At 68.4% G+C, this 20,337-nt stretch carries 21 protein-coding genes and 1 pseudogene; 6 read left to right on the top strand and 16 right to left on the bottom strand.

Features of this window, described 5'->3' with window-relative positions:
* Window positions 1–398 precede the first annotated feature (398 nt).
* From H0X91_RS30470 to H0X91_RS30450, 5 genes are all read right to left on the bottom strand, one after another.
* Window positions 399–1,235, bottom strand: a complete 837-nt coding sequence (locus H0X91_RS30470; RefSeq protein ID WP_006487082.1) for a bifunctional allantoicase/(S)-ureidoglycine aminohydrolase — start codon at window positions 1,233–1,235, stop codon at window positions 399–401.
* Window positions 1,236–2,078: 843 nt separating this feature from the next.
* Window positions 2,079–2,516 (bottom strand): hypothetical protein, encoded by a 438-nt coding sequence (locus H0X91_RS30465; RefSeq protein ID WP_006496212.1) that lies wholly within the window; start codon window positions 2,514–2,516, stop codon window positions 2,079–2,081.
* Window positions 2,517–2,893: 377 nt separating this feature from the next.
* Window positions 2,894–3,553, bottom strand: a complete 660-nt coding sequence (locus H0X91_RS30460) for a methyltransferase family protein (RefSeq protein WP_006485759.1) — start codon at window positions 3,551–3,553, stop codon at window positions 2,894–2,896.
* Between the two features lie 163 nt (window positions 3,554–3,716).
* On the bottom strand, window positions 3,717–3,887 hold the full coding sequence (locus tag H0X91_RS30455; protein ID WP_006485756.1) for a hypothetical protein: 171 nt from the start codon (window positions 3,885–3,887) through the stop codon (window positions 3,717–3,719).
* Window positions 3,888–4,140: 253 nt separating this feature from the next.
* Complete coding sequence (locus H0X91_RS30450; protein ID WP_006485763.1) at window positions 4,141–4,560, bottom strand: HIT family protein; 420 nt, start codon at window positions 4,558–4,560, stop codon at window positions 4,141–4,143.
* A gap of 242 nt (window positions 4,561–4,802) precedes the next feature.
* Between H0X91_RS30450 and H0X91_RS30445 the strand changes: the two genes are divergently transcribed.
* Window positions 4,803–6,224, top strand: coding sequence for a serine hydrolase domain-containing protein (locus H0X91_RS30445; protein WP_058902395.1), 1,422 nt, complete (start codon window positions 4,803–4,805; stop codon window positions 6,222–6,224).
* A gap of 78 nt (window positions 6,225–6,302) precedes the next feature.
* Here the strand turns inward: H0X91_RS30445 and H0X91_RS30440 are convergent, their stop codons facing one another.
* The 6 genes from H0X91_RS30440 to H0X91_RS30415 form a co-directional block, all read right to left on the bottom strand.
* Entirely contained in the window at window positions 6,303–6,926 is a 624-nt protein-coding gene (locus tag H0X91_RS30440) for a glutathione S-transferase family protein (protein ID WP_006485757.1), read from the bottom strand.
* Between the two features lie 72 nt (window positions 6,927–6,998).
* Window positions 6,999–8,498 carry a TIGR01777 family oxidoreductase gene (locus H0X91_RS30435; protein ID WP_058902397.1) on the bottom strand — a complete coding sequence of 500 codons (1,500 nt, stop codon included), beginning with the start codon at window positions 8,496–8,498 and terminating at the stop codon, window positions 6,999–7,001.
* Complete coding sequence (locus H0X91_RS30430) at window positions 8,495–9,364, bottom strand: thiol-disulfide oxidoreductase DCC family protein (RefSeq protein WP_058902398.1); 870 nt, start codon at window positions 9,362–9,364, stop codon at window positions 8,495–8,497. The genes H0X91_RS30435 and H0X91_RS30430 overlap by 4 nt, the downstream gene beginning before the upstream one ends.
* 93 nt (window positions 9,365–9,457) lie before the next feature.
* Window positions 9,458–9,928 (bottom strand): DUF2269 family protein, encoded by a 471-nt coding sequence (locus tag H0X91_RS30425; protein WP_006485758.1) that lies wholly within the window; start codon window positions 9,926–9,928, stop codon window positions 9,458–9,460.
* On the bottom strand, window positions 9,925–11,244 hold the full coding sequence (locus H0X91_RS30420; RefSeq protein WP_058902399.1) for an SDR family oxidoreductase: 1,320 nt from the start codon (window positions 11,242–11,244) through the stop codon (window positions 9,925–9,927). Before H0X91_RS30420 ends, H0X91_RS30425 begins: the two co-directional genes overlap by 4 nt.
* An 88-nt stretch (window positions 11,245–11,332) precedes the next feature.
* The gene (locus H0X91_RS30415) at window positions 11,333–11,866 is read right to left on the bottom strand and encodes a GbsR/MarR family transcriptional regulator (RefSeq protein WP_006480371.1); all 534 of its coding nucleotides are present in this window, start codon (window positions 11,864–11,866) and stop codon (window positions 11,333–11,335) included.
* A 167-nt stretch (window positions 11,867–12,033) separates the two neighbouring features.
* On the opposite strand from H0X91_RS30415, the gene fabV reads away from it, so the two are divergent.
* Complete coding sequence (gene fabV, locus H0X91_RS30410) at window positions 12,034–13,236, top strand: enoyl-ACP reductase FabV (RefSeq protein WP_006483953.1); 1,203 nt, start codon at window positions 12,034–12,036, stop codon at window positions 13,234–13,236.
* A gap of 60 nt (window positions 13,237–13,296) precedes the next feature.
* Here fabV and H0X91_RS30405 read toward each other — a convergent pair whose 3' ends face one another.
* Window positions 13,297–14,001: an SDR family oxidoreductase gene (locus H0X91_RS30405; RefSeq protein WP_062885623.1), complete on the bottom strand. Its 705-nt coding sequence runs from the start codon at window positions 13,999–14,001 to the stop codon at window positions 13,297–13,299.
* A 313-nt stretch (window positions 14,002–14,314) separates the two neighbouring features.
* Here H0X91_RS30405 and H0X91_RS30400 point away from each other — a divergent pair, with 313 nt between their 5' ends.
* Window positions 14,315–14,899: a TetR/AcrR family transcriptional regulator gene (locus H0X91_RS30400; protein WP_196433605.1), complete on the top strand. Its 585-nt coding sequence runs from the start codon at window positions 14,315–14,317 to the stop codon at window positions 14,897–14,899.
* Window positions 14,900–14,938: 39 nt separating this feature from the next.
* On the opposite strand, the gene H0X91_RS30395 is transcribed toward H0X91_RS30400, so the two are convergent.
* Together H0X91_RS30395 and H0X91_RS30390 are read right to left on the bottom strand one after the other, a co-directional pair.
* On the bottom strand, window positions 14,939–15,517 hold the full coding sequence (locus H0X91_RS30395; RefSeq protein ID WP_080324356.1) for a hypothetical protein: 579 nt from the start codon (window positions 15,515–15,517) through the stop codon (window positions 14,939–14,941).
* Between the two features lie 162 nt (window positions 15,518–15,679).
* Window positions 15,680–16,210 (bottom strand): GNAT family N-acetyltransferase, encoded by a 531-nt coding sequence (locus H0X91_RS30390; RefSeq protein WP_006488807.1) that lies wholly within the window; start codon window positions 16,208–16,210, stop codon window positions 15,680–15,682.
* Window positions 16,211–16,414: 204 nt separating this feature from the next.
* Here H0X91_RS30390 and H0X91_RS30385 point away from each other — a divergent pair, with 204 nt between their 5' ends.
* The 3 genes and pseudogenes from H0X91_RS30385 to H0X91_RS30375 all read left to right on the top strand — a co-directional run bounded on the left by H0X91_RS30385 (window position 16,415) and on the right by H0X91_RS30375 (window position 17,833).
* The gene (locus H0X91_RS30385; RefSeq protein WP_048987719.1) at window positions 16,415–16,780 is read left to right on the top strand and encodes an ArsR/SmtB family transcription factor; all 366 of its coding nucleotides are present in this window, start codon (window positions 16,415–16,417) and stop codon (window positions 16,778–16,780) included.
* Window positions 16,752–17,237: pseudogene (locus tag H0X91_RS30380) on the top strand (SRPBCC family protein). Before H0X91_RS30385 ends, H0X91_RS30380 begins: the two are co-directional and overlap by 29 nt.
* A gap of 119 nt (window positions 17,238–17,356) precedes the next feature.
* Complete coding sequence (locus H0X91_RS30375) at window positions 17,357–17,833, top strand: SRPBCC family protein (RefSeq protein ID WP_006488803.1); 477 nt, start codon at window positions 17,357–17,359, stop codon at window positions 17,831–17,833.
* Window positions 17,834–17,848: 15 nt separating this feature from the next.
* On the opposite strand, the gene H0X91_RS30370 is transcribed toward H0X91_RS30375, so the two are convergent.
* Window positions 17,849–18,964, bottom strand: coding sequence for an amidohydrolase family protein (locus H0X91_RS30370; protein WP_077021844.1), 1,116 nt, complete (start codon window positions 18,962–18,964; stop codon window positions 17,849–17,851).
* Between the two features lies 1 nt (window position 18,965).
* On the bottom strand, window positions 18,966–20,273 hold the full coding sequence (locus tag H0X91_RS30365; protein WP_006496194.1) for an MFS transporter: 1,308 nt from the start codon (window positions 20,271–20,273) through the stop codon (window positions 18,966–18,968).
* Window positions 20,274–20,337: the final 64 nt, after the last annotated feature.

Below are 20,337 nucleotides of genomic sequence, written 5' to 3'. Positions count from 1 at the left end.
GGGACATCAGCCACTACCTGATGCACCGGTACAACTGGATACGGCCGCATCAGTTCAATGACGGACTGGCGCCGGCGGTTGCGGAAGAAAAACTTAACGCAGTGTCCGGGATCAGTTGACCACTACACCTTGGCAGAACGACTCCGTTGAAGGTTCCAACGGCACCCTGCGGGAGAAGCGATTTAATCGGGAATGATTCCGCAGTCGCGCCGAGGCCAAGATACTCGTCGAGCGTGGCTATAAAATCCCGCCGCAGGTCGCAACGATTGGCCGCTTTGGATAAATCTGAAGGGCCGTTCCGGGTCGCCACCCGACATCCAAAGAAACCCGCGCGGAACCCCGAAAAAAAACCCGCCGGCTCACACCAGCGGGTTTTCATATCCGACTTGCGCGACGCTTCAGCGCGCCGGGTTCAGCGTCAGGTTCATGTGACGGTTCACATCCTTGTACAGCAGATAACGGAACCGGCCAGGCCCACCCGAATAGCAAGCCTGCGGGCAGAACGCGCGCAGCCACATGAAGTCGCCGGCTTCCACCTCGACCCAGTCCTGGTTCAGGCGATAGACAGCCTTGCCTTCCAGCACGTACAGGCCATGCTCCATCACATGCGTTTCAGCGAACGGAATCACGCCGCCCGGCTCGAACGTCACGATGTTCACGTGCATGTCGTGACGCATGTCGCTCATGTCGACGAAGCGCGTCGTCACCCATGCGCCGTTGGTGCCCGGCATCGGGATCGGCTCGACGTCCTGCTCGTTGGTCACGAACGCTTCCGGCAACGGAATGCCGTCGACCGCCTGATAGTGCTTGCGCACCCAGTGGAAACGCACCGCGGCATCGCTGACGTTGTGCAGCGTCCAGTCCGCGCCCGGCGGGATGAACGCATAGCCGCCCGGCTTCAGCGTGTGCTTCTGGCCCTGCAGCGTCAGCTCGGCTTCGCCTTCGACGACGAACAGCACGGCTTCGGCGTTCTTGTCCTGCTCGGGCTTGTCGCTGCCGCCGCCCGGATTCACTTCGACGATGTACTGCGAGAAGGTTTCCGCGAAACCCGACAGCGGGCGCGCGATCACCCACAGGCGCGTGTGGGTCCAGAACGGCAGCCAGCTCGTGACGATGTCGCGCATCACCCCCTTCGGGATCACCGCGTACGCCTCGGTGAACATCGCGCGATCGGTCAGCAGATCCGTCTGCGGCGGGTGGCCGCCATGCGGCGCGTAATACGTTGTCTTAGACATATTGCATCCAGGCAATGGGTTGGTCCGGCCCCGGGCGCAAACGGCATCGGGCGGTCCGCATGCGCGTGGGGCACGCATGCGGGGCGGGACATCGTTGCCGGGGTGGCTTGAAGGCGCATGCGCCTTCGGTCGGTCGGCCAGGCTTCGCATCGGGTCCGTCCGGTTCATCGGACGCGGCGGGCCGGCGGCCGGGCCGCAGCGCTCGCGATCATGCGGCGAGGCGCGGACAGCGGCACGGTTCGACTCCGTACGCGAGCATCGCCGACGATAGCGAAGTCGATCTCGATCGACCAATTAAATGTTGCGATGACATCCATTCGATTTCCCACTACCCGCCGCCGCCCGCGACGCGCGGTCGGGAGGCGTTGCGGGGGCATGCCGACCATCAGGGAAATCCTGACGGTTGCGCGGTGCGCGCGATGCGTCCGTACCCGGCAATACGGCGTACCCATGCGCAATTCAACACGTCCCGTTAAGCGGATCGATGGCGATCGACAAGCGCGCGACAGCGGATCGCTGCAGCAGGGTCGCGGGATACGCTCACGTCAGGCTGGAACGAGCCGACGCGGCGAACGGAAAGCAGAGGACATTCGGCCCATCCCGTCCGGGCACATTCATGCGCGGGACGCGATGTCGTCGACAAGCGAAATGGGGGAAACGGCGGGAGGAGGATGGCCGGCCCGTCGATCGGGCCCATGGCAGTGGCTGATTGAAGCCGGAGGCGCATCGCCGGTCTGGCCGGCGAAGCGGCCCGGCAGGCTGCCGGGCTGAGGTTCGCGTCGAAGTCCCGACGCCGTCGGCGCGCCGGTGCGCGGATCGCGCACCGTGCCGCGCCAGCGGCGATCAGTCCCAGTCGCGGTGGTGACGGTGCTTGCGGTGACGGTAGCCGCGGTCGCCGTGATCGCGATCGTACGAGCTGCGCGACATGTTGCCGCCGAGCGCCGCGCCGGCGCCGCCGCCGACCGCCGCGCCCAGCAGGCCGCCCGTGCGGCCGCCCATCGCGTTGCCGGCCGCGGTACCCGCGCCGCCGCCGAGGGCGCCGCCGATGATCGCGCCGGTGCGCTCGCGACGGTTCGACGTCACCGCGCCGCCGGCGCCGCCGCCGATCGCGCCGCCGATGACGGAGCCCGTGCTGCCGCCGACCGCGCCGCCGACCGCTGCGCCGGCAACCCCGCCGAGCGCGCCGCCGAGCGCGTTGTTCAAGTCACCGGCCATTGCCGGCAGTGCAGTCGCGCCGGTCAACGCGGCGACGACGAGAGCGGGGGCGATTTTCTTCCACATTCCCGTATTCTTCCTTGTTCGCAATTCTGGTTATCGAGGTCCGCTCGGTACGACGATCTGAATCGATCGACGTCGGGCCAGGCATTGTGCCGAACCGCGGACCAATTCATTTCAATGAGCTTGCGGCGAAGAATAGCACCGGTCCCGCATCCTTGCCGTGGACATTGTGGTAACAAGTTGTTTACGAATCACAGACATTCAACGGGGCCGTCGAATCCGGCTGAAACCCTTGCCGGCATTGGCTCCCGCATCGGTCCGACCCCACGTTGCGGCACGCCGGTCATGCACGCGATCGCACGTTCGAGACACACGTGGCAACACATCTGCACACGCCGGTAACGGGCATCCGGACGACGGTCGGGGAAAAGATGACGGGGTCAGTACACGCCGGGCAGCAACCGCCACGTCCGCGCGCAATACGCGTCGTATTCGGCGCCGAATTGCGAACGCAGCAATGCCTCCTCCGAACGGATTCGCGCGACGAGCGGCACGAGCGTCAGCACGACCAGCAGCACGCCGACGCTCGAGCGGAACACCAGCGCCCAGCCGAGCGAATTGACGACCAGGCCGAGATAGCTCGGATTGCGGATGCGGCTGTAGATGCCGCCGGTCACGAGCGTATGGCCCGGCTGGATCGCGACGAGCCCACTGAAGCGCTTGCCGAGCACGAATACGGGCCATATGCGCAGCACGCCGCCCACGAGGTACAGCCCGACGCCGATCCAGCGCACCGTGTCGCCACCGAAGGTCCAGATGTCGAGGCGGTCGGTCAGCGCCGGCAGGTATGCGAGCAGGAAGCCGCTCACCGCGAACGCCGCGAGCACCCAGCGGTTGTCGCGGTTCTCGCGTTCGCCGCTGCTCAGGTTGCCGTCGGTGAACAGGGCGGCGACGGCCATCGCGAGTGTCGCGATCGCCACGACGGTTGACTGAGGATGCGAGAAGAACGCAGCGAACCCGCCGCTGCCGAGTACGGCGAGCCCGAGATAGACGAGCGTGGCGACGCCCGACAGGACGACGACCTTGGGGGTAACTGTCATGACGGCCTCGCGAGGATGCGCTTTCCTGTGAAGTATAGGAACCGCGCACCCCGGGCGCCGTGCGCCGCCTTCATGCGGCGCGTGAATTCGCGCGCATCGTCCGGCTAACGGCGGCCGACCGGGCCGGTGCGGCCGGGGCCCCGAGCCGGGGCCCGAAGCCGGATCAGCGGATGCGGAAGTTGCCGCCGATGCCGACGCTCACCGGCGGCGCGTAATACGCGGGCGCATAGCCGTAACCGTAGTAGGCCGGCGCGGGCGCGTAGCCGTACGGCGGCGCGACGTAGCAGCCGGACAGGCCGCCGATCAGGGCAAGCGTGATGAGAAGTCTGGACATGGCTCGATTCCCGGCGCGAAAGACGCATGGCACCTCGCGAAGGCCGCGCCGCCGCACCACGCGGCGGCCGGCACGAAGAGGCGATCCGCCCTTCCTGTCGCTCGATGAAACAATGCGCGGAGTCTAGCGCCGCGCCTGGCCGGCCGAGTTTCCCGGGCGGTTACACGTGTTACCTCGTGTGACCGCTGAAACAGGCCCGGTCGGCGCAGCGGCCCGCCAGTGGGCGGCCGCCGCGCCGAGGGCGATCACGCTGTTACACGAAGCGGGCCCGGATGCGCTGCGCGAGCGCTTCGAGCGTCGCCGCGTCGGCAACGTCGCGCGCATGCATCCGCAGCTCGGCGCCTTCCCAGCGCGGAATCACGTGGAAATGGACATGCGGGACCGTCTGCCCGGCTGCCGCGCCGTTGAACTGGCCGATGAACACACCGTCCGGCTCGAGCGCCGCGCGCACCGCCGCCGCGACGCGCTGCGTCATGCGGATGCCGGCCGCGGCCGCGTCGCCGGACAGCTCGAAGATCTGCGCGGCCGGCTCCTTCGGGATCACGAGCACGTGGCCGTCGGCCTGCGGCATCAGGTCCATGATCGCAAGCGTCGCGTCGTCTTCGGCGACCTTCACGCACGGCAGTTCGCCGCGCAGGATTTTGGCGAACGGGTTGTTGTTGTCGTAGGACATGGCGTTTTCCGATCTCGGTTGGACAATGGGACTGGGAGAGCAATGCCGGACGATTATCGGCCGATGGCCGGCCCGATATCAACTCGCCCCGACGCGCGCCGCCGGCCGCCCCGTCGGCATGCGGCAGCGCGCACGCATGCGGCCGTCATCGCGCGTCACGCGGCGGCGATTGCAACGCGTCGCCCGAACCTGCGACACTGCCGGATCGTTGCCGGCCGGCACGCCACCGAGGACGTTCGCGCATGACGATCCCCCTCAAGAAACTGATGCTGCGCGGTGTCGCGCTCGCGCTCGTTGCCGCGATCGGCTACGCGGCCTACATGCTGTACCGGCTCGCGCCGATCGCGACCGGCTATGCGGCGAAGGCGCTGTGTTCCGGCGTGTTCGTGTCGGGCCGCCCGGCCGCGCCCGTGATCGACGTCGACATCATGGCCGGCGTCCATCCGCTGCTGAAACTGGTGCGCCCGTCGCTCGATCCCGACCATCATCGCGCGGTGGCGACCTTCGCCGGCTTCGCCGAACGCGAAGCCGACTTCCGGCCCGGGCTCGGCTGCACGCTCGCGGTCGGGTCCCCGACCGGCGCGGCGGCGGCCACCTTGCCCGCCGGGTTGCCGCCCCTCCCCGATCCGGCGCCCGCGCAACCCGATCCGCCCGCACCGGCCACACCGCCCGCCGGCATCGACGCACACCTGTTGCAGACCGCCATCGACCGCGCGTTCGACGAACCCGATCCGGCGCGGCCGCGCCGCACGCGCGCGGTGGTCGTGATGTGGCGCGGCCAGGTGATCGCCGAACGCTATGCGCCCGGCTTCACGGCCGATACGCCGCTGCCCGGCTGGTCGATGACGAAGACCGTCACGGCCGCGCTGGTCGGCACGCTGGTCGCGCAGCACAAGCTGTCGCCGGACGCGTCGGCGCTGCTGCCCGAATGGCGCGGCAGCGGCGATCCGCGCGCGGCCATCACGCTCGACGAGCTGCTGCGGATGACGAGCGGCCTGCAATTCAACGAGGACTACGACGACCCGCTGTCCGACGTCGCGGTGATGCTGTTCACGCAGCCCGATACCGCGCGGTTCGCGTCGGCGAAGCCGCTGGTCGCGACGCCCGGCACGCAATGGTCGTACTCGAGCGGCACGAGCGCGATCGTCGCGCGCGTGATGCGCGAGGCGCTGGGCGGCAACGCCGGCGACTACCTCGCGTTGCCGCGCCGCGCGCTGTTCGCGCCGCTCGGGATGCGCAGCGCGGTGTTCGAGCCCGACGCGTCCGGCACGCTCGTCAGCGCGTCGTACATGTATGCGAGCGCACGCGACTGGGCGCGCTTCGGCCAGCTGCTGCTGCAGGACGGCGTGTGGAACGGGCAGCGGCTGCTGCCGGAAGGGTGGGTGCGCTACCTGACGCGCGCGACGCCGCAATCGTCGCGGCAGGAATTCGGCGCGCAGCTGTGGGTCAAGGTGCCGGAGCCGTTCAACGATCGCGATCCGCACGCACGCGCGATGCCGGCCGACGCGTTTCATGCGGTCGGCCACGAAGGCCAGTTCGTGAGCGTGGTGCCGAGCCGTCAGCTGGTGGTCGTGCGGCTCGGGCTGTCGCGGCCGGAAGCCGCGTGGAATCACGAGGCGTTTCTCGCGCGCGTGCTCGACGCGGTGCCGGCGCCCGGTGCGTGACGACGGGCCGGTGCCCGCCGGATGCGATGAAGCGCCGCCCGCGACGGCGCCGCCGCATCACGCGCGACGGGCACAGCATTACGGATTCGCGCTGCCGCCGTATTGCTTGAAACCTTCGCGCGTCGCGAGACGTTCGATATAGCGCGACACCGCCGGCAATTCGGGATGCTCGAACGGCGTGCCGAACCAGCGGTTCACCGACAGGCCGATCGGGATATCCGCGAGCGTGAAGGTGTTGCCGGCCACGTACGCGCCGGTCTTGTCGAGTTGCGCATTCAGCACGTGCATGTGCTTCGTCCAGCCCGCGATCGACTGCGCGATGCCGTCCGGATCCTGGTGATCGGGCGATTTGCGCACGAGGCCGAGGAAAGCGCCGACCCACGAGCGGTTCAGATCCGCGCCCTGCCAGTCGATCCACTGGTCGACCCGTGCACGCGCCTGCGGCTCGGCCGGATACAGCGCATCGCCGCCGTAGCGGTTCGCGAGGTAGCGGATGATCGTGTTCGATTCCCAGAGCACGAAGTCGTCATCCTTGATGACGGGCACGAGCGCGTTCGGATTCAGCGCGAGATAGGCCGGATCGTGGGTCGTGCGAAAGCCCGCGCCCCAGTCCTCCTGTTCGAACGGCAGGTTCAGTTCGGTGCACAGCCACAGCACCTTGCGGACGTTGATGGACGGAATCTTGCCGAGGATGCGCAGCATGCAGTCTCCTTGTGAGGTCGGGTGCGGAGCATTCGGGGCGCGCGACACGCGCCGAACGCATTCACGCCGAATTTATACACGACCTCGCGGAAAACGGCAGGCCGCGTGCGCGAAATCGGTGTGCGGCCGATTCGTCAGGTCGCGCAGCGCATGCTCGGCCGTCGGGAAGCGGAACATGAATCCGTCCTGATGCAGCCGTGCGGGCACTACGCGCTGCCCGTCCAGCAGCAGCTCGGCCATCTCGCCCATCGCGGCGCGCAGCGGCGCGGCCGGCACGTGCAGCCACGCGCGGCGGCGCAGCACCTTCGACACGATCTGCACGAACGCGCGCTGGGTCAGCGGCACCGGTGCGACCGCGTTGTAGACGCCGTGCATGCCCGCCTGCGACATCGCGCGCGCCACGATCCGCAGCACGTCGTCGCGGTGAATCCAGCTCAGCACTTGCGCGCCGTCGCCGAATCGGCCGCCCAGCCCGAAGTAATGCGGCAGCAGCATCGGGCGCAACGCGCCGCCCGGGCCGAACACGACGCCCAGTCGCAGCACCACCGCACGCACGCCGTGGCGTGCGAGCGGCGCGGCGGCCGCCTCCCACTGCCGGCACAGCGCCGACATGAAGCCGGTGCCGGCGCCGCTACGCTCGTCGAGCCGTTCGTCGCCCGGCCGCACGCCGTAGTAGCCGATCGCGGACGCCTGGATCCACGTGCGCGGCTTGGCCTCGGCGGTTTCGACCCAGCGCATCAGCGCCTGCGTGACGCCGACGCGGCTGGCGAGCAGCAGCAGCTGCCGGCGCTTGCTCCAGCGTGCACCCAGCACCGGCGCGCCGGCGAGATTGATCACCGTGTCGAAGCGCGCGTGCGGCTGCAACTGTTCGACGGACGTCACGCTGCGCACGCGCCCCTGAAACAGGTAGGCGGCGCGCAGCGGATCGCGCGCCAGCAACGTGACCGTATGTCCTGCGTCGAGCAACTGGTTCACCAGCGTTTCGCCGATGAAGCCGGTCCCGCCGGTGACCAGCACGTTGCCGGGCCGCTGCCCGGCGAACGGGTTGGCGGCCGGCGCGCGCGGCGCGACGCGGCACGCGGCGATCCCGTCGCGCACGCCCGACACCGTCACGCCGACGGCAAACAGGCTGAGCAGCCAGCCGCGCCAGCCGGGATCGATCGGCTGCAGCGCGGTCGGCTCGTGCGCCCACGCGGACAGCTGCATCGCGACCATCCCGAACAACGCGCCGCCGTTGACGGCCAGCAGCGTGTGCAGCACGCGCTCGGTCGCCGGCAGCTTGCGGCTCCGGTCCTCGACGACGAAATCCCACAACGTCAGCCCCACTTCGACGAGCACGACCGCCGCGACGGCCGCGACCCACGCGCCGTGAAACGCGACGTTCGCGATCGAGGCGAACACGAGCCCGTACAGCACGGACCGCACCGCATGAATCGCCAGCTCGAGCCGCGCACGCGGGCGGTGCGGCAGGTCCTGCGTGAGTTCGTGGTGATAAAGCGTATCGAATGCGCCCATCGCGCCCTGCACGATCAGCAGGTTGAGCGCCCAGTCGAAAGCCGGCAACGTGTTCATGCGGTATCCCTCCTCCACAGCCAGGCCAGCGGCGGCACCATCGCGACGAGCGCGGCAACGTCGATCGCCACGTGACCCCACACCTGCGCCTGCCACGACAACAGCATGTCCTGCGGCGCCCAGATCAACAGGCCGGCCAGCAACCAGCCCCACGCTTCCCGCTTCCGCAAGCGGTTGCCGAGATGGACGAGCGCGAGCATCCAGACCGCCGCGCATTGCACCGTCGCGGCGATCAGCGACAACCACCACACCTGCTGGACACGCGCGGCCTCGGGTGCGGTTCCCGTCCAGAAATGCCGCTCGATCTCCCGGTGATACGCGTCGAGCCACGATGCGCCGGCAATCCACGGCATCACCACGCCGACGAGCAGGTGAACGAGCGCCGCTGCGTACATCCAGCTCACGACGATACGGCGCGGGGTATCGCGCGGCGGGCGATTCGCTGCTGCACTATCGGAATCCCGGCCGATGCTGCACGCGCCGCCTTCGCTGCAGGCTTGCGAGCGATATCCGAGCCAGTGCGACACGGCATGCCGATTGCGCGCCAGGCGGCGATACAGCAACGCGAACCCGGCACGCATCGCCGGCATGCGAAGCAGCCAGACTCGCCCGCGGCGCCCGACCAGCGCATACGCCGCGACGATGCTGTCGATGCCGGTCAGCATGCGTCCGTCGGGCAGGCGCGCATGCAGTTCGCGATTCAACGCGGGCAGGTCGACGCCGAGCGGCGCCGGATCGAAACCCGGCCCGGCGATATCGACGAACGCCAGCCGGTGTCGCGTGTCGCGAGCGCCGAGACGCCGGATTTCAGCGACACATAGCGGACATCGTCCGTCGAAGTACAGAACCAATTCACTCGAACCCATGCTTTGCACTCCTTCTCGTTATCGCCAGCATCATGAATCGATCGATGGCCTGCTTTCCCGCATACGCCGCCACACCGCGCGACGGCCACGGACTTACATCGGCTTGACCACCATCAGGAAGTAGACGGTCAGCATCGCGAAAAAGGCCGGATAACCGAGCCGTTCCCAGCGCTTCGCGTAGCGCCAGTAGCGCTCCGGCAACGCGGCGTCGCCGTTCGCGTGCGCGAGCTTCGCCATCGATGCGAGTTCGAGCTGCAGCCACACGACCGGCAGCCAGCACGCCCCGGCGACCGCGTACAGCACGATCGACGCGAGCAGCCACGGCGCATGCCACGGCCAGCCGGCCGTGTGCGCGAGCCACAGCCCGGACGCCGGCTGGAAGATCACGGCCGGCGTCGTGAACCACCAGTCCGCGCGCACCACGAGCCGCGACACGGCCGCGATCGCGGGCACCGATCGCGTGCGGTTCGCGAAGAACAGGTAGAACGCGGTGCCGAAGCCCGTACCGACCAGCAGCACCGACGACAGGATGTGAAGCGCCTTGACGACGAGATAGGTATTCATGCGTGTTCTTCTTCTGAAAACAGGATCAACAGGATCGCGAGAATCGGCACGTTCTTCAGCACGGGGCCGAACGGTTCGGCCAGCAGGCCGGGCATCGTGACCGCGATGACCGCCGAATACGCGACGATCAGCGCCGCTTGCGCGACCCACAGGCGCCGCGACGGCGCGACGACGGTCGCGATGCCGAACGCGAAGTCCAGCGTGCTGGCCGCGTAGAGCGCGATCAGCGCGGGCAGCCCCGTGACGTGCGCGGGCGCCAGCAGCGCGAGGCTCGCGTGCAGTGGATGGATGAATGCGCTGGCGATCGCCGTCCAGATCCACACGATCGCGAGCGCGCCGAGCAGCAACGGGCGTCGCCACATCGCGAGCGCGTCGCGGCGCAGCGTGGCGGCATCCGCGCCGATGAAACTGCCGATGCCGCGCGGCGGCCGGCCCAGCACCGCCGCGGTGGCCGCCGGATCGCCGGTGTTGCCGGCGCGCAGCATCGTCCACGTGTCGCGCGTCAGCATCGCCCCCGGCCACGCGCCGAACAGTGCGGCCGCCGCGCCGACCAGCGCGCCGGGCAGCGTCACGCACGCCGCCGGCGGAAATCCGAGCGCGGCACGGTAGCCGGCCAGCATCTCGCGGTATTCGACTTCGTCACCGCCGACCACGTCGATCACGCGGCTGCCCGTCGCCGGCGAATCGCCCGCCAGCGCGACGAGCCGCGCGACGACTTCGGCAAGATCGTCGACATGCACGGGGCGCAACCGCTGATGGCCGCCCGCCGGCAACCCGTGCACGGGCAGGCTCGCGAGCATCCGGAAAAACCGCGCGGACGCACCGGCCGCCCCGTAGACGAGCGCGGGGCGCACGATGCGGAAGTCGATCGGCAGCGTCTGCAGGAAACGGTCGGCCGCGTGCTTGCTCGCGAAGTACCGCGTATCGCCGCGCTCGACGCCGAGCGCCGAAATCTGGATCACGCGCCGCACGCCCGCACGGCAACACGCGGTAAAGAGCGCGCACGGCGCGGCGCGATGCACGGCGTCGAGCGTCGCGCCGCGTCGATCGGCCAGCATGCCGACCGCGTTGATCACCACGTCGACGCCGTTCAGCCGCGCGAGCCACGCTTGCGGATCGACGTCCCGCGCGAAGTCGATCGCGACGTCGTACGGGCCGGCGGCGTGACGCACGCCGCGCAGCACGCGATGCCCGCCGGCTTCGAGCTGCGCGCACAGAGCCCGCCCGACGAAGCCGTTCGCGCCGCAGACGAGCACGGTCATGCCCGGTGCGCCGGTGCGCTCGGGCTGACAGGTCGACGGCAAGGCTGCGTTCATATCCATCCTTTATTTACAGTTATTTCTGTACAGACAGAAATAACAACCCCGAAAAAAGCGGGCTGCGTGCCCGCTCTCCCGTTACCGCTTACTTCGACGGCTTGCGCCTGACCGTCTGGCTGATCTTCGCGCCGATGCCCAGCGCCTTCATCAGCGTATCGGGCTTGAGCCGCAACATCTCGTCCGACCAGGTCGTGAGCGTCTCGACGAACTGCAGCGTGTCGCGAATGCGCTGTTCGGTCTCGCGGCTCTCGTTCGCGATCTCCGGATTCGTCAGGCAATCGCGCAGCACCGTGAGCGTCGGCTCGATCTCGCGCTGCCGCCGCCCTTCGACGATCAGCTTGAACAGTTCCCAGATGTCGGTCGACGTCTCGAAGTGATCGCGGCGATCGCCCAGCACGTGCACGACCTTCGCGAGCCGCCACGCCTGCAGCTCCTTCAGGCTCGTGCTGACGTTGGAGCGCGCGACGTTGAGCGTCTCGGCGATCTCGTCGGCGGCCACCGGCCTTCCGGCCAGGTAGAGCAGCGCGTGAATCTGCGAGACGGTGCGGTTGACGCCCCACCGCGAGCCCATTTCGCCCCAGTGGAGAATGAATCGTTCGGCAATCGGTGTGAGTTCCATGGTGGGGAATTTAGTTTTTTCAGTTATTTTTGTCAAGAGAGAAATATCCAGGCGGTCCGGCACCTTCCGGCCGCGCCCGCCCGCGATCGGCCGCTTCCTTTACAATGCGCGGGATTTTTCCGATTTCAGGCCGTCCCCGCCTTTCCGATAGATAGACAGAGGTTTCCATGATCATCAAACCGCGCGTGCGTGGCTTCATCTGCGTGACGACTCATCCCGTCGGCTGCGAAGCCAACGTCAAGGAACAGATCGACTACGTGACTTCGCACGGCCCGATCGCCAATGGCCCGAAAAAGGTGCTCGTGATCGGCGCGTCGACCGGCTACGGCCTCGCCGCCCGGATCTCGGCCGCATTCGGCTCGGGCGCGGACACGCTCGGCGTGTTCTTCGAGCGTGCCGGCAGCGAGACGAAGCCGGGCACGGCCGGCTGGTACAACAGCGCCGCGTTCGAGAAATTCGCCACGGAAAAGGGGCTGTATGCGCGCAGCATCAACGGCGACGCGTTCTCCGACAAGGTCAAGCAGGTCACGATCGACACCATCAAGCAGGATCTCGGCAAGGTCGATCTGGTCGTCTACAGTCTCGCGGCGCCGCGCCGCACGCATCCGAAGACGGGCGAAACCATCAGCTCGACGCTCAAGCCGGTCGGCAAGGCCGTCACGTTCCGCGGCCTCGACACCGACAAGGAAGTGATCCGCGAAGTCTCGCTCGAACCGGCGACGCAGGAAGAGATCGACGGCACCGTCGCGGTGATGGGCGGCGAGGACTGGCAGATGTGGATCGACGCGCTGGCCGACGCCGGCGTGCTGGCCGACGGCGCGAAGACCACCGCGTTCACGTACCTCGGCGAGCAGATCACGCACGACATCTACTGGAACGGCTCGATCGGCGAAGCGAAGAAGGATCTCGACAAGAAGGTGCTGTCGATCCGCGACAAGCTGGCCGCGCACGGCGGCGATGCGCGCGTGTCGGTGCTGAAGGCCGTCGTCACGCAGGCCAGCTCGGCGATCCCGATGATGCCGCTGTACCTGTCGCTGCTGTTCAAGGTGATGAAGGAAAAGGGCACGCACGAAGGCTGCATCGAGCAGGTGTACGGGCTCCTGAAAGACAGCCTGTACGGCGCGACGCCGCACGTCGACGAAGAAGGCCGCCTGCGCGCGGACTACAAGGAACTCGATCCGCAAGTGCAGAACCAGGTCGTCGCGATGTGGGACAAGGTCACGAACGAGAACCTGTACGAGATGACGGACTTCGCGGGCTACAAGACCGAGTTCCTGCGCCTGTTCGGCTTCGAGATCGCCGGCGTCGACTATGACGCGGACGTGAACCCGGACGTGAAGATCCCGGGCATCATCGACACGACGGTCTGACGCGTCGATCGCCGCCGCCGCGCTCACCGCGCAGGCGGCGGATGCGCATGACCGGCGCCGTCAACGCGGCGCCGGCTCTTCCAGATAGACGCCCGACGACAACGCGGCCTTCACCTGCCGCGTGAACTCGTCGGTCGACACTTCCTCCGCCCCTGCTTCGATGGCGTCGTACGCCTGGCGCACGACGTCGGCCGGCGTGGCCTTCGGCACGTCGAGGCCGGCCGTCAGGTCGGTATCGATGAAACCGGCATGCAGCCCGACGACCTGCGTGTGCTGCTCGCGCAACGAATGGCGCAGCCCGTTGGTCAGCGCCCATGCGGCCGATTTCGACACGCCGTAGCCCGACAGGATCGGCCGGTTCACCCAGCTCGCGACCGACAGGATGTTCAGGATCGCGCCGCCGCCGTGGGCCGCCAGGGTTCCCGCAAACGCCCGCGACATCGCGAGCATCCCGAACACGTTGGTTTCGAAGTGATCGCGCAGCGCGTCGGGCGCGCCGTCGTCCGTCAGGCTGCCGAGCCGCGCGATGCCGGCGTTGTTGATCAGCAGCGTGACGTCGCGCGCCGCATCGGCCGCCGCCGCGACCGCCGCCGGATCGGTCACGTCGAGCTTCACGGGCACGACGCCCGGCAGCGTCACGGTGGCCGGGTCGCGCGCCGCCGCATAGACCTTGCGCGCGCCCCTGGCGAGCGCCTGCTTCGCGAATTCGAGCCCCAGCCCGCGGTTCGCGCCCGTCACGAAAACGACTGCACCTTCGATCTTCATGATCGTTCCTTTCGCATGATGAATCGCCTGCACGCCGGCTCGCCGCGCGCATGAGATCCGGTGGAAAACGAGGTTGCCATCGCGTACCGAGCCGCTCGCTGCCGGTTGTGTGCCCGCGACGTTAAAGACACCGACCGATTGCCATCCGCGCCCGGCTTGGCTTTGTGTTGCCCGCCAAGTCGGCTACACTCGATGTCAATGTCGATCACCATTGTCTTTGCGGTGCATTGTGTTCGCGCTACGCGGGCATGTCAATGGCGATCACCATCGTGTTTTTCAATCGACGCGATCGGCAACAATCAGGGAGAGATCGATGGGCGTATCCAGACAGCAGGCTGCCGAGAACCGAAGCGCGATCGTCGCGGCCGCCGAACGGTTGTTCCGCGTGCGCGGCGTGGACGCCGTGGGGCTGACGGAGCTGATGAAGGAAGCCGGCTTCACGCAAGGCGGCTTCTACAATCACTTCAAGTCGAAAGACGCGCTGGTCGCCGAAGTGATGGAAAAGGCGATGCACGACCGCGCGGATTCGCCGAATGCCGGCAGCCTCGACGCGCAGGTGGCCGCGTATCTGTCACCCGCGCATCGCGACAACCTCGAGGCCGGCTGCCCGCTGTCCGGCTTCGCGGGCGATGCGCCGCGGCTGACCGAGACGGCGCGCGCCTGCTACGCGCACGGGCTCGCCGCGTATCTCGATCGACTGGAACGGATGGTGGCGACCGACGGCGCCACGTCGGAGCACACGCGTCGCGACGCGCTGGCGGTCTTCAGCCAGATGGTCGGTGCGCTCGTGCTGTCCCGCGCGATCGCCGGCAGCGATCCCGCGCTGGCCGACGAGATCCTCGACGCGGGGCGGGACGCGCTGACCGGCCGACGCGGCAATCCGGTGACGTCGGCGTAACGGCGCACCCTTCGACGCAGCGCGCTCGCTGCTGCCGCGCTATTCGATCGCCCGCGCGGCATCCCACAGCGGCTGCGCACCGCGCGCCGCATTCCACGCGGCAAACTGCGTGCGCCATGCCTCGAACGGTTGCGCGAGCGGATGGCGCGGATCGTCGCTGAGCGAATACGCCATCCCTTCGATCAGCCAGCGCGGCTTGGTCACGACGGCCAGATTGCCGAGCACCTCGGCCTGACGGTGATGGATCAGCTCGTGCGCGAGAAAATAGGTCTGCCAGCCGCGCGGTGCGATCACGATGCCGAAATCGCCGAGCGTCAGCGCCGCGCGCGTGCCGAGGCCGAACGCATCGGCGCACGCGCGCGTCGCGCAGAACACGATGCGCGGTGCGGCGCGGAACCCGCCGACGGCCGCCGCCGCGCGGGCGGCGCCGTCGCGATAGAGCTGCTGCGCGGCGCCGAGCTTCGCGGCATCGTCCGTGCAGATGTCGGCACGCGGGCACGACACGCCGGGAACCAGCGCGGGCACGATGACGCGCAGCGGCTTGACGAGCGCATACGCGGCAATCGGCAGCGCGACGAGCAGGCCCGTGAGGGCGAAAGCGACATGGGAGCGTTTCATCGAGGCGGCGGTTGCGTGGCGTGTTGTCGGCGTCCTTCTGCGAGAACGCGACTATATCGGACCGGGGCGGCCTCCGGTCCTGCTATTCCTGACGGTTGGCTGCCGGGCAAGAAGCGGCTCCCGACACGCCCGGAACGATGCCGCTCATCATGGCAAATGCCGTTACGCGAGCTGCTTGTGGAAAACCGTCGTCGCGCAGAGCGCGCCGTCGGGCATCAGCGCATAGTTCGGCACGACGCCGACACGCTGCCAGCCGGCCCGCTCGTACAGCCGCTCGGCGTCGCCGCCCGTCACCGTGTCGAGCACGAGCACGGTCTTGCCGGCGTCGCGCGCGGCCGCGTCGGCCGCCGCCATCAAGCGCGCGGCGATGCCCTGCCGGCGCGCGTGCCGCGACACGAGCATCTTCGAGATGTCCGCGCGATGCGGCTGGTTCTCGGGCTGCGCGGTCACGACCTGCACGGTGCCGACGATCCGGCCCGATGCATCCTCGGCGACGAGCAGGATGCGCTCGTCGTTCGCAACGCCGTCGGCCACGCGCGTCCAGAACGCGACCGCGGTCGACCGCGCGATCGGCAACATGAAGCTGACGGACGCGCCGCCTTCGACGCAATCGATCAGCACGTCGGCCAGCGCATCGACGCAGGCCATCGCTTCGCTTGCGCCGACGCGGCGGACGGTAACAGGTTCGGTCATGCCATCTCCGGTAATCAGGTGGGCCGCACGCGCGGGTTCGGCATGGGCCGGAATCGGAACGAACGCCGGCCGGGCGTCGAGGCTCGCGCGACGACGGCAGACGTCCGGCGACGCAGCGCCCGATCGGCGCGCGTTACCGCCCCATCATCGTACGTGACGAAAATTTTCGCTGCAGCGTTTCCCGCATCGTCTACACTTAGCCAAATGGATAACTTTCAATCCGGCATCAGCGACGTCTTTCATGCGCTCGCCGATCCGACGCGCTGCGCGATCGTCAGCGCGCTCGGCCAGGGCGAGCGCACGGTCTCCGCGCTGGCCGCGCCGTTCGACATGGCGCTGCCGTCGTTCATGAAGCACGTTGCCGTGCTCGAGCGCAGCGGCCTCGTGGAAACCCGCAAAACCGGCCGCTCGCGCACCTGCGCGCTGGTCGGCAGCCGGCTGACCGAGGCCGAGGCGTGGCTCGCCGCGCAACGCGCGCAGTGGGAAGCGCGATCCGATCGTCTCGTCGAATTCGTCGAACGCCGTCACCAGGAGGAGCAAGATGTCAGCCAGCCACGTCGAACCCGCTGAAGCCCACGACCTCGTCATCACGCGTACGTTGCGCGCGCCGCGCCAGGCGCTGTGGCGCGCATGGACCGACCCCGATCTGCTGAAGGAATGGTGGTGCCCGAAACCGTGGACCACCGAGGTGCGCGCGTTCGACCTGCTGCCGGGCGGCGCCTTCCATACGTTCATGCGCGGCCCCGACGGCGGCACGAGCGACAATCCCGGCTGCTTCCTCGAAATCGTGCCGGAATCGCGCATCGCGTTCACGTCGATGCTCACGGGCGGCTGGCGGCCGCAGGCGCCGTGAATGGGCTTCACGGCGATCATCACGATGGCCGACGACGACGCGGGCAGCCGCTACGAGGCGCGCGTGATGCATCCCGACGCGGCGACGCGCGAGCGCCACGAAGCACTCGGCTTTTTCGAGGGCTGGAACACCTGCATCACGCAGCTCGACGCCTTCGCCGCGACCCTGCGCTGAACGCCGTCTCGCGTGCGGTCATTGCATGCCGCCGCGCCCGCGCCTAGGATTCCTGAAGGAAGCATGACGACACGCCGGGCGCCGGCGTGCACCGTCGCGCGCGCTTCGCGGGAGGCCACATGTTGCACACGCACACGCATTCGACCCGGGTCAGCCGGCACCTGAACGCCCCGCGCGGGCGCGTCTACCGCGCGCTGCTCGACCCCCACGCGGTCGAACAGTGGAAAGTGCCCGACGGCATGACCTGCCGCGTGCATGCGTACGATGCGCGCGAAGGCGGCGCGCTGCGCGTGTCGCTGAGCTACGACGCGCCCGCGGCCGGCACCGGCAAGACCACCGCGCATACCGACACCTATCACGGCCGCTTCGTCACGCTCGTGCCGGACCAGCAGATCGTCGAGATCGACGTATTCGAAACCGACGACCCGATGCTGCGCGGCGCGATGACGATCACGATCACGCTGTCCGACGAAGCGGGCGGCACGCGCGTGGATGCCGTGCACGACGGCGTCCCGCCCGGTGTGCCGGCCGCCGACAACGAGACCGGCTGGCAGATGGCGCTGGCGCGGCTCGCGGCGCTGGTGGAAGCCGGGTGACGCGGCGTACGCGCGTCAGCCGAGCCGGTACGCGTGCGTGACCGTGCCGCGGAACAGCGCGTCGCGCTCGTCCGCGCCGGCCTGCGCGGTCAGACGCTTGAACGCGTTCCAGCCGTTCACGAACGAATACGACCCCTTGTCGACCGGGAAATTGCTCTCGAACATGCAGCGCCCGGGGCCGAACGCGTCGATGCAGGTCATCATCCACGGTTTCCACGCGTCGGCGAGCTGCGCCGAGGACGGCGGCTTCGCGCCTTTCTCGAAATCGAATCCGTTGATGCGCATCCCGAGGCCGCCGACCTTCACGTACACGTTCGGCAGTTGCGCGAGCGTGCGCATCGACGCCGACCAGCGCGCGAACACCTCCGGCCGCTTGTCCGCATAGCTGCCGATCCGCACGACGCCGCCGCAGTGATTGACGATGATCCGCGTGTCCGGGTTCGCCTTCGCGAGCTCGAACAATTCGGGTAACTGCGGGAAGAACAGCCACGCGTCGTACGACAGCCCGAGCGGCGCGAGCTGCGCGACGCCGGCCCGGTACGCGGGATCGAGCAGCAGCCCGCGCGGCACCGCCGACAGCGGATTGGCGAGCGTCGGATCGGCGTCCCACGTACTCAGGTGCCGCACGCCGCGAAACCGCCCGCGCCCCGCTTCGAGATGCGCTTCCAGCACGTCGCGCACGCGTTCGCCGAGCCGCAGGTCCGCATGGCCGACGATGCCTTTCGCGACCGCCACGGGGCCGTGCTGCAGCGGCTCGGTCACGCCGGCGACATAGGCCGTCTCGCCGACCGGCTTCAGCTCCGCGGGACCCGCATCGCGATAGCGCGTCTGCGCCTGCATGTAGACGGACGCCTGGATGTTGTGGCCCGAGCGCGCATCCTGCAGATAGTCGTCGAGGAGGTAGATCCAGCCCGGCCGTTCATAGAAGTGATGATGCGCGTCGACGATCGGCAGGTCGGGCTCGAGCGCGGGTTCGAGCGCCGACGCGAGCCAGTCGGGGCGGACCGCGAGGTAGTTGCTTTGCGTCATGCGGGAGGCTCCATCAGGGGCCGGCGTGTCGGCGAACGCGGGCAGCGCGAGCGAGGCGGCGGCCGCGCCGATCAACCGGCGCCGTTTGATCGAAAAGGTCATGTCATTCGCTCCGGTCGAACGCGTACAGCGACAGCGTGAGCAGTGTCGTGATCGCCAGCACGATCGCGAGGCCGAGCATCCCGGCGGTGAAGGTGCCGAAGCTGTCCTTCAGGTAACCGACGAGATAGGGGCCCGCGAAGCCGCCGAGCGCGCCGATCGAATTGATCAGCGCCAGCCCGCCGGCCGCGGCCTGGCCGGACAGGAAGCGCGACGGCAGCGTGTAGAAGATCGTGCGGCCGGCAATCGTGCCGATCAGCGCGAGCGTGATGCCGACGAGCGCGGGCCCGAGGGTCAGGAAATGGGTCGACACGCCGAGCGCCACCGCGCCGATGCACAATCCGATCGCCAGGTTCGCGACCGGGCCGCCGCGTCGGTCCACCCGCTTCGCCCACCACAGCAACGCGACCGTCGCGAAGAAGTACGGCACCGCGGACAGCCAGCCGGTCTGCATCGTCGACATCCCGTGCGCCTTCAGCATTTGCGGCAACCAGATGCCGATGCCGTACGAGCCCATCGTGAAGCCGAACGAGATCAGCGCGAGCACGTACACGCGTACGTCGCGCAGCGCGACGCCGAAGCGCTTCTTGCGGCCGGCGGCCGCGCCGTCACGCTCGAACGCACGCTGCAGCGCGGCCCGCTCGTCGTCCGACAGCCACGTCGCATGCTCCGGCGAGTCCGACAACAGTTTCAGTACGAGGAAACCGAGCGCGCACGCCGGCAGCCCTTCGACGATGAACATCCACTTCCAGCCGGCGAGCCCGAGCGCGCCGTCGAGCTGCAGCAGCCACGTCGACAGCGGGCCGCCGATCAGCGACGACAGCGGCGTCGACACGGTGAACCACGCCAGCACGCGCGTGCGATAGCTCGCGGGAAACCACACCGCAAGAAAGAAGATCACGCCGGGAAAGAATCCGGCTTCCCCGATGCCGAGCAGCAGCCGGATCGCATAGAAACTCGTCGGCCCGGTGGCGAGCGCGGTCGCGGCCGCCATCAGCCCCCACGTGATCATGATGCGGGCCAGCCAGCGGCGCGCACCGAAACGGTACAGCGCGAGATTGCTCGGCACTTCGAACACGCAATAGCCGGCGAACATGATCCCCGCGCCCCAGCCGAACTGCGTCGCGGTCAGCCCGAGATCGCGGTTCATCGTGAGCGCCGCGAATCCGACGCTCGTGCGATCCAGATAGTTGAAGAAATACGCGAGCGCGAGCAGCGGGATGAAGCGCCACGCGGCCTTGCGCACCGCACGTTGCTCGATCGACGCGTCGGTCTCGCGATCGGCGGCCAGCGCCGGGGAAGCGGATGTCATGGTTGTCTCCGTGAATGCGGCGAGCCTCCCCGCGCGGTGCGCGGCCGGGACGCCTTTGTTCGTT

It is taken from the genome of Burkholderia sp. 9777_1386, assembly GCF_015712265.1.
In the GTDB taxonomy this organism is placed as follows: domain Bacteria; phylum Pseudomonadota; class Gammaproteobacteria; order Burkholderiales; family Burkholderiaceae; genus Burkholderia; species Burkholderia cenocepacia.
This window is presented reverse-complemented; position numbering and strand designations above follow the sequence as displayed.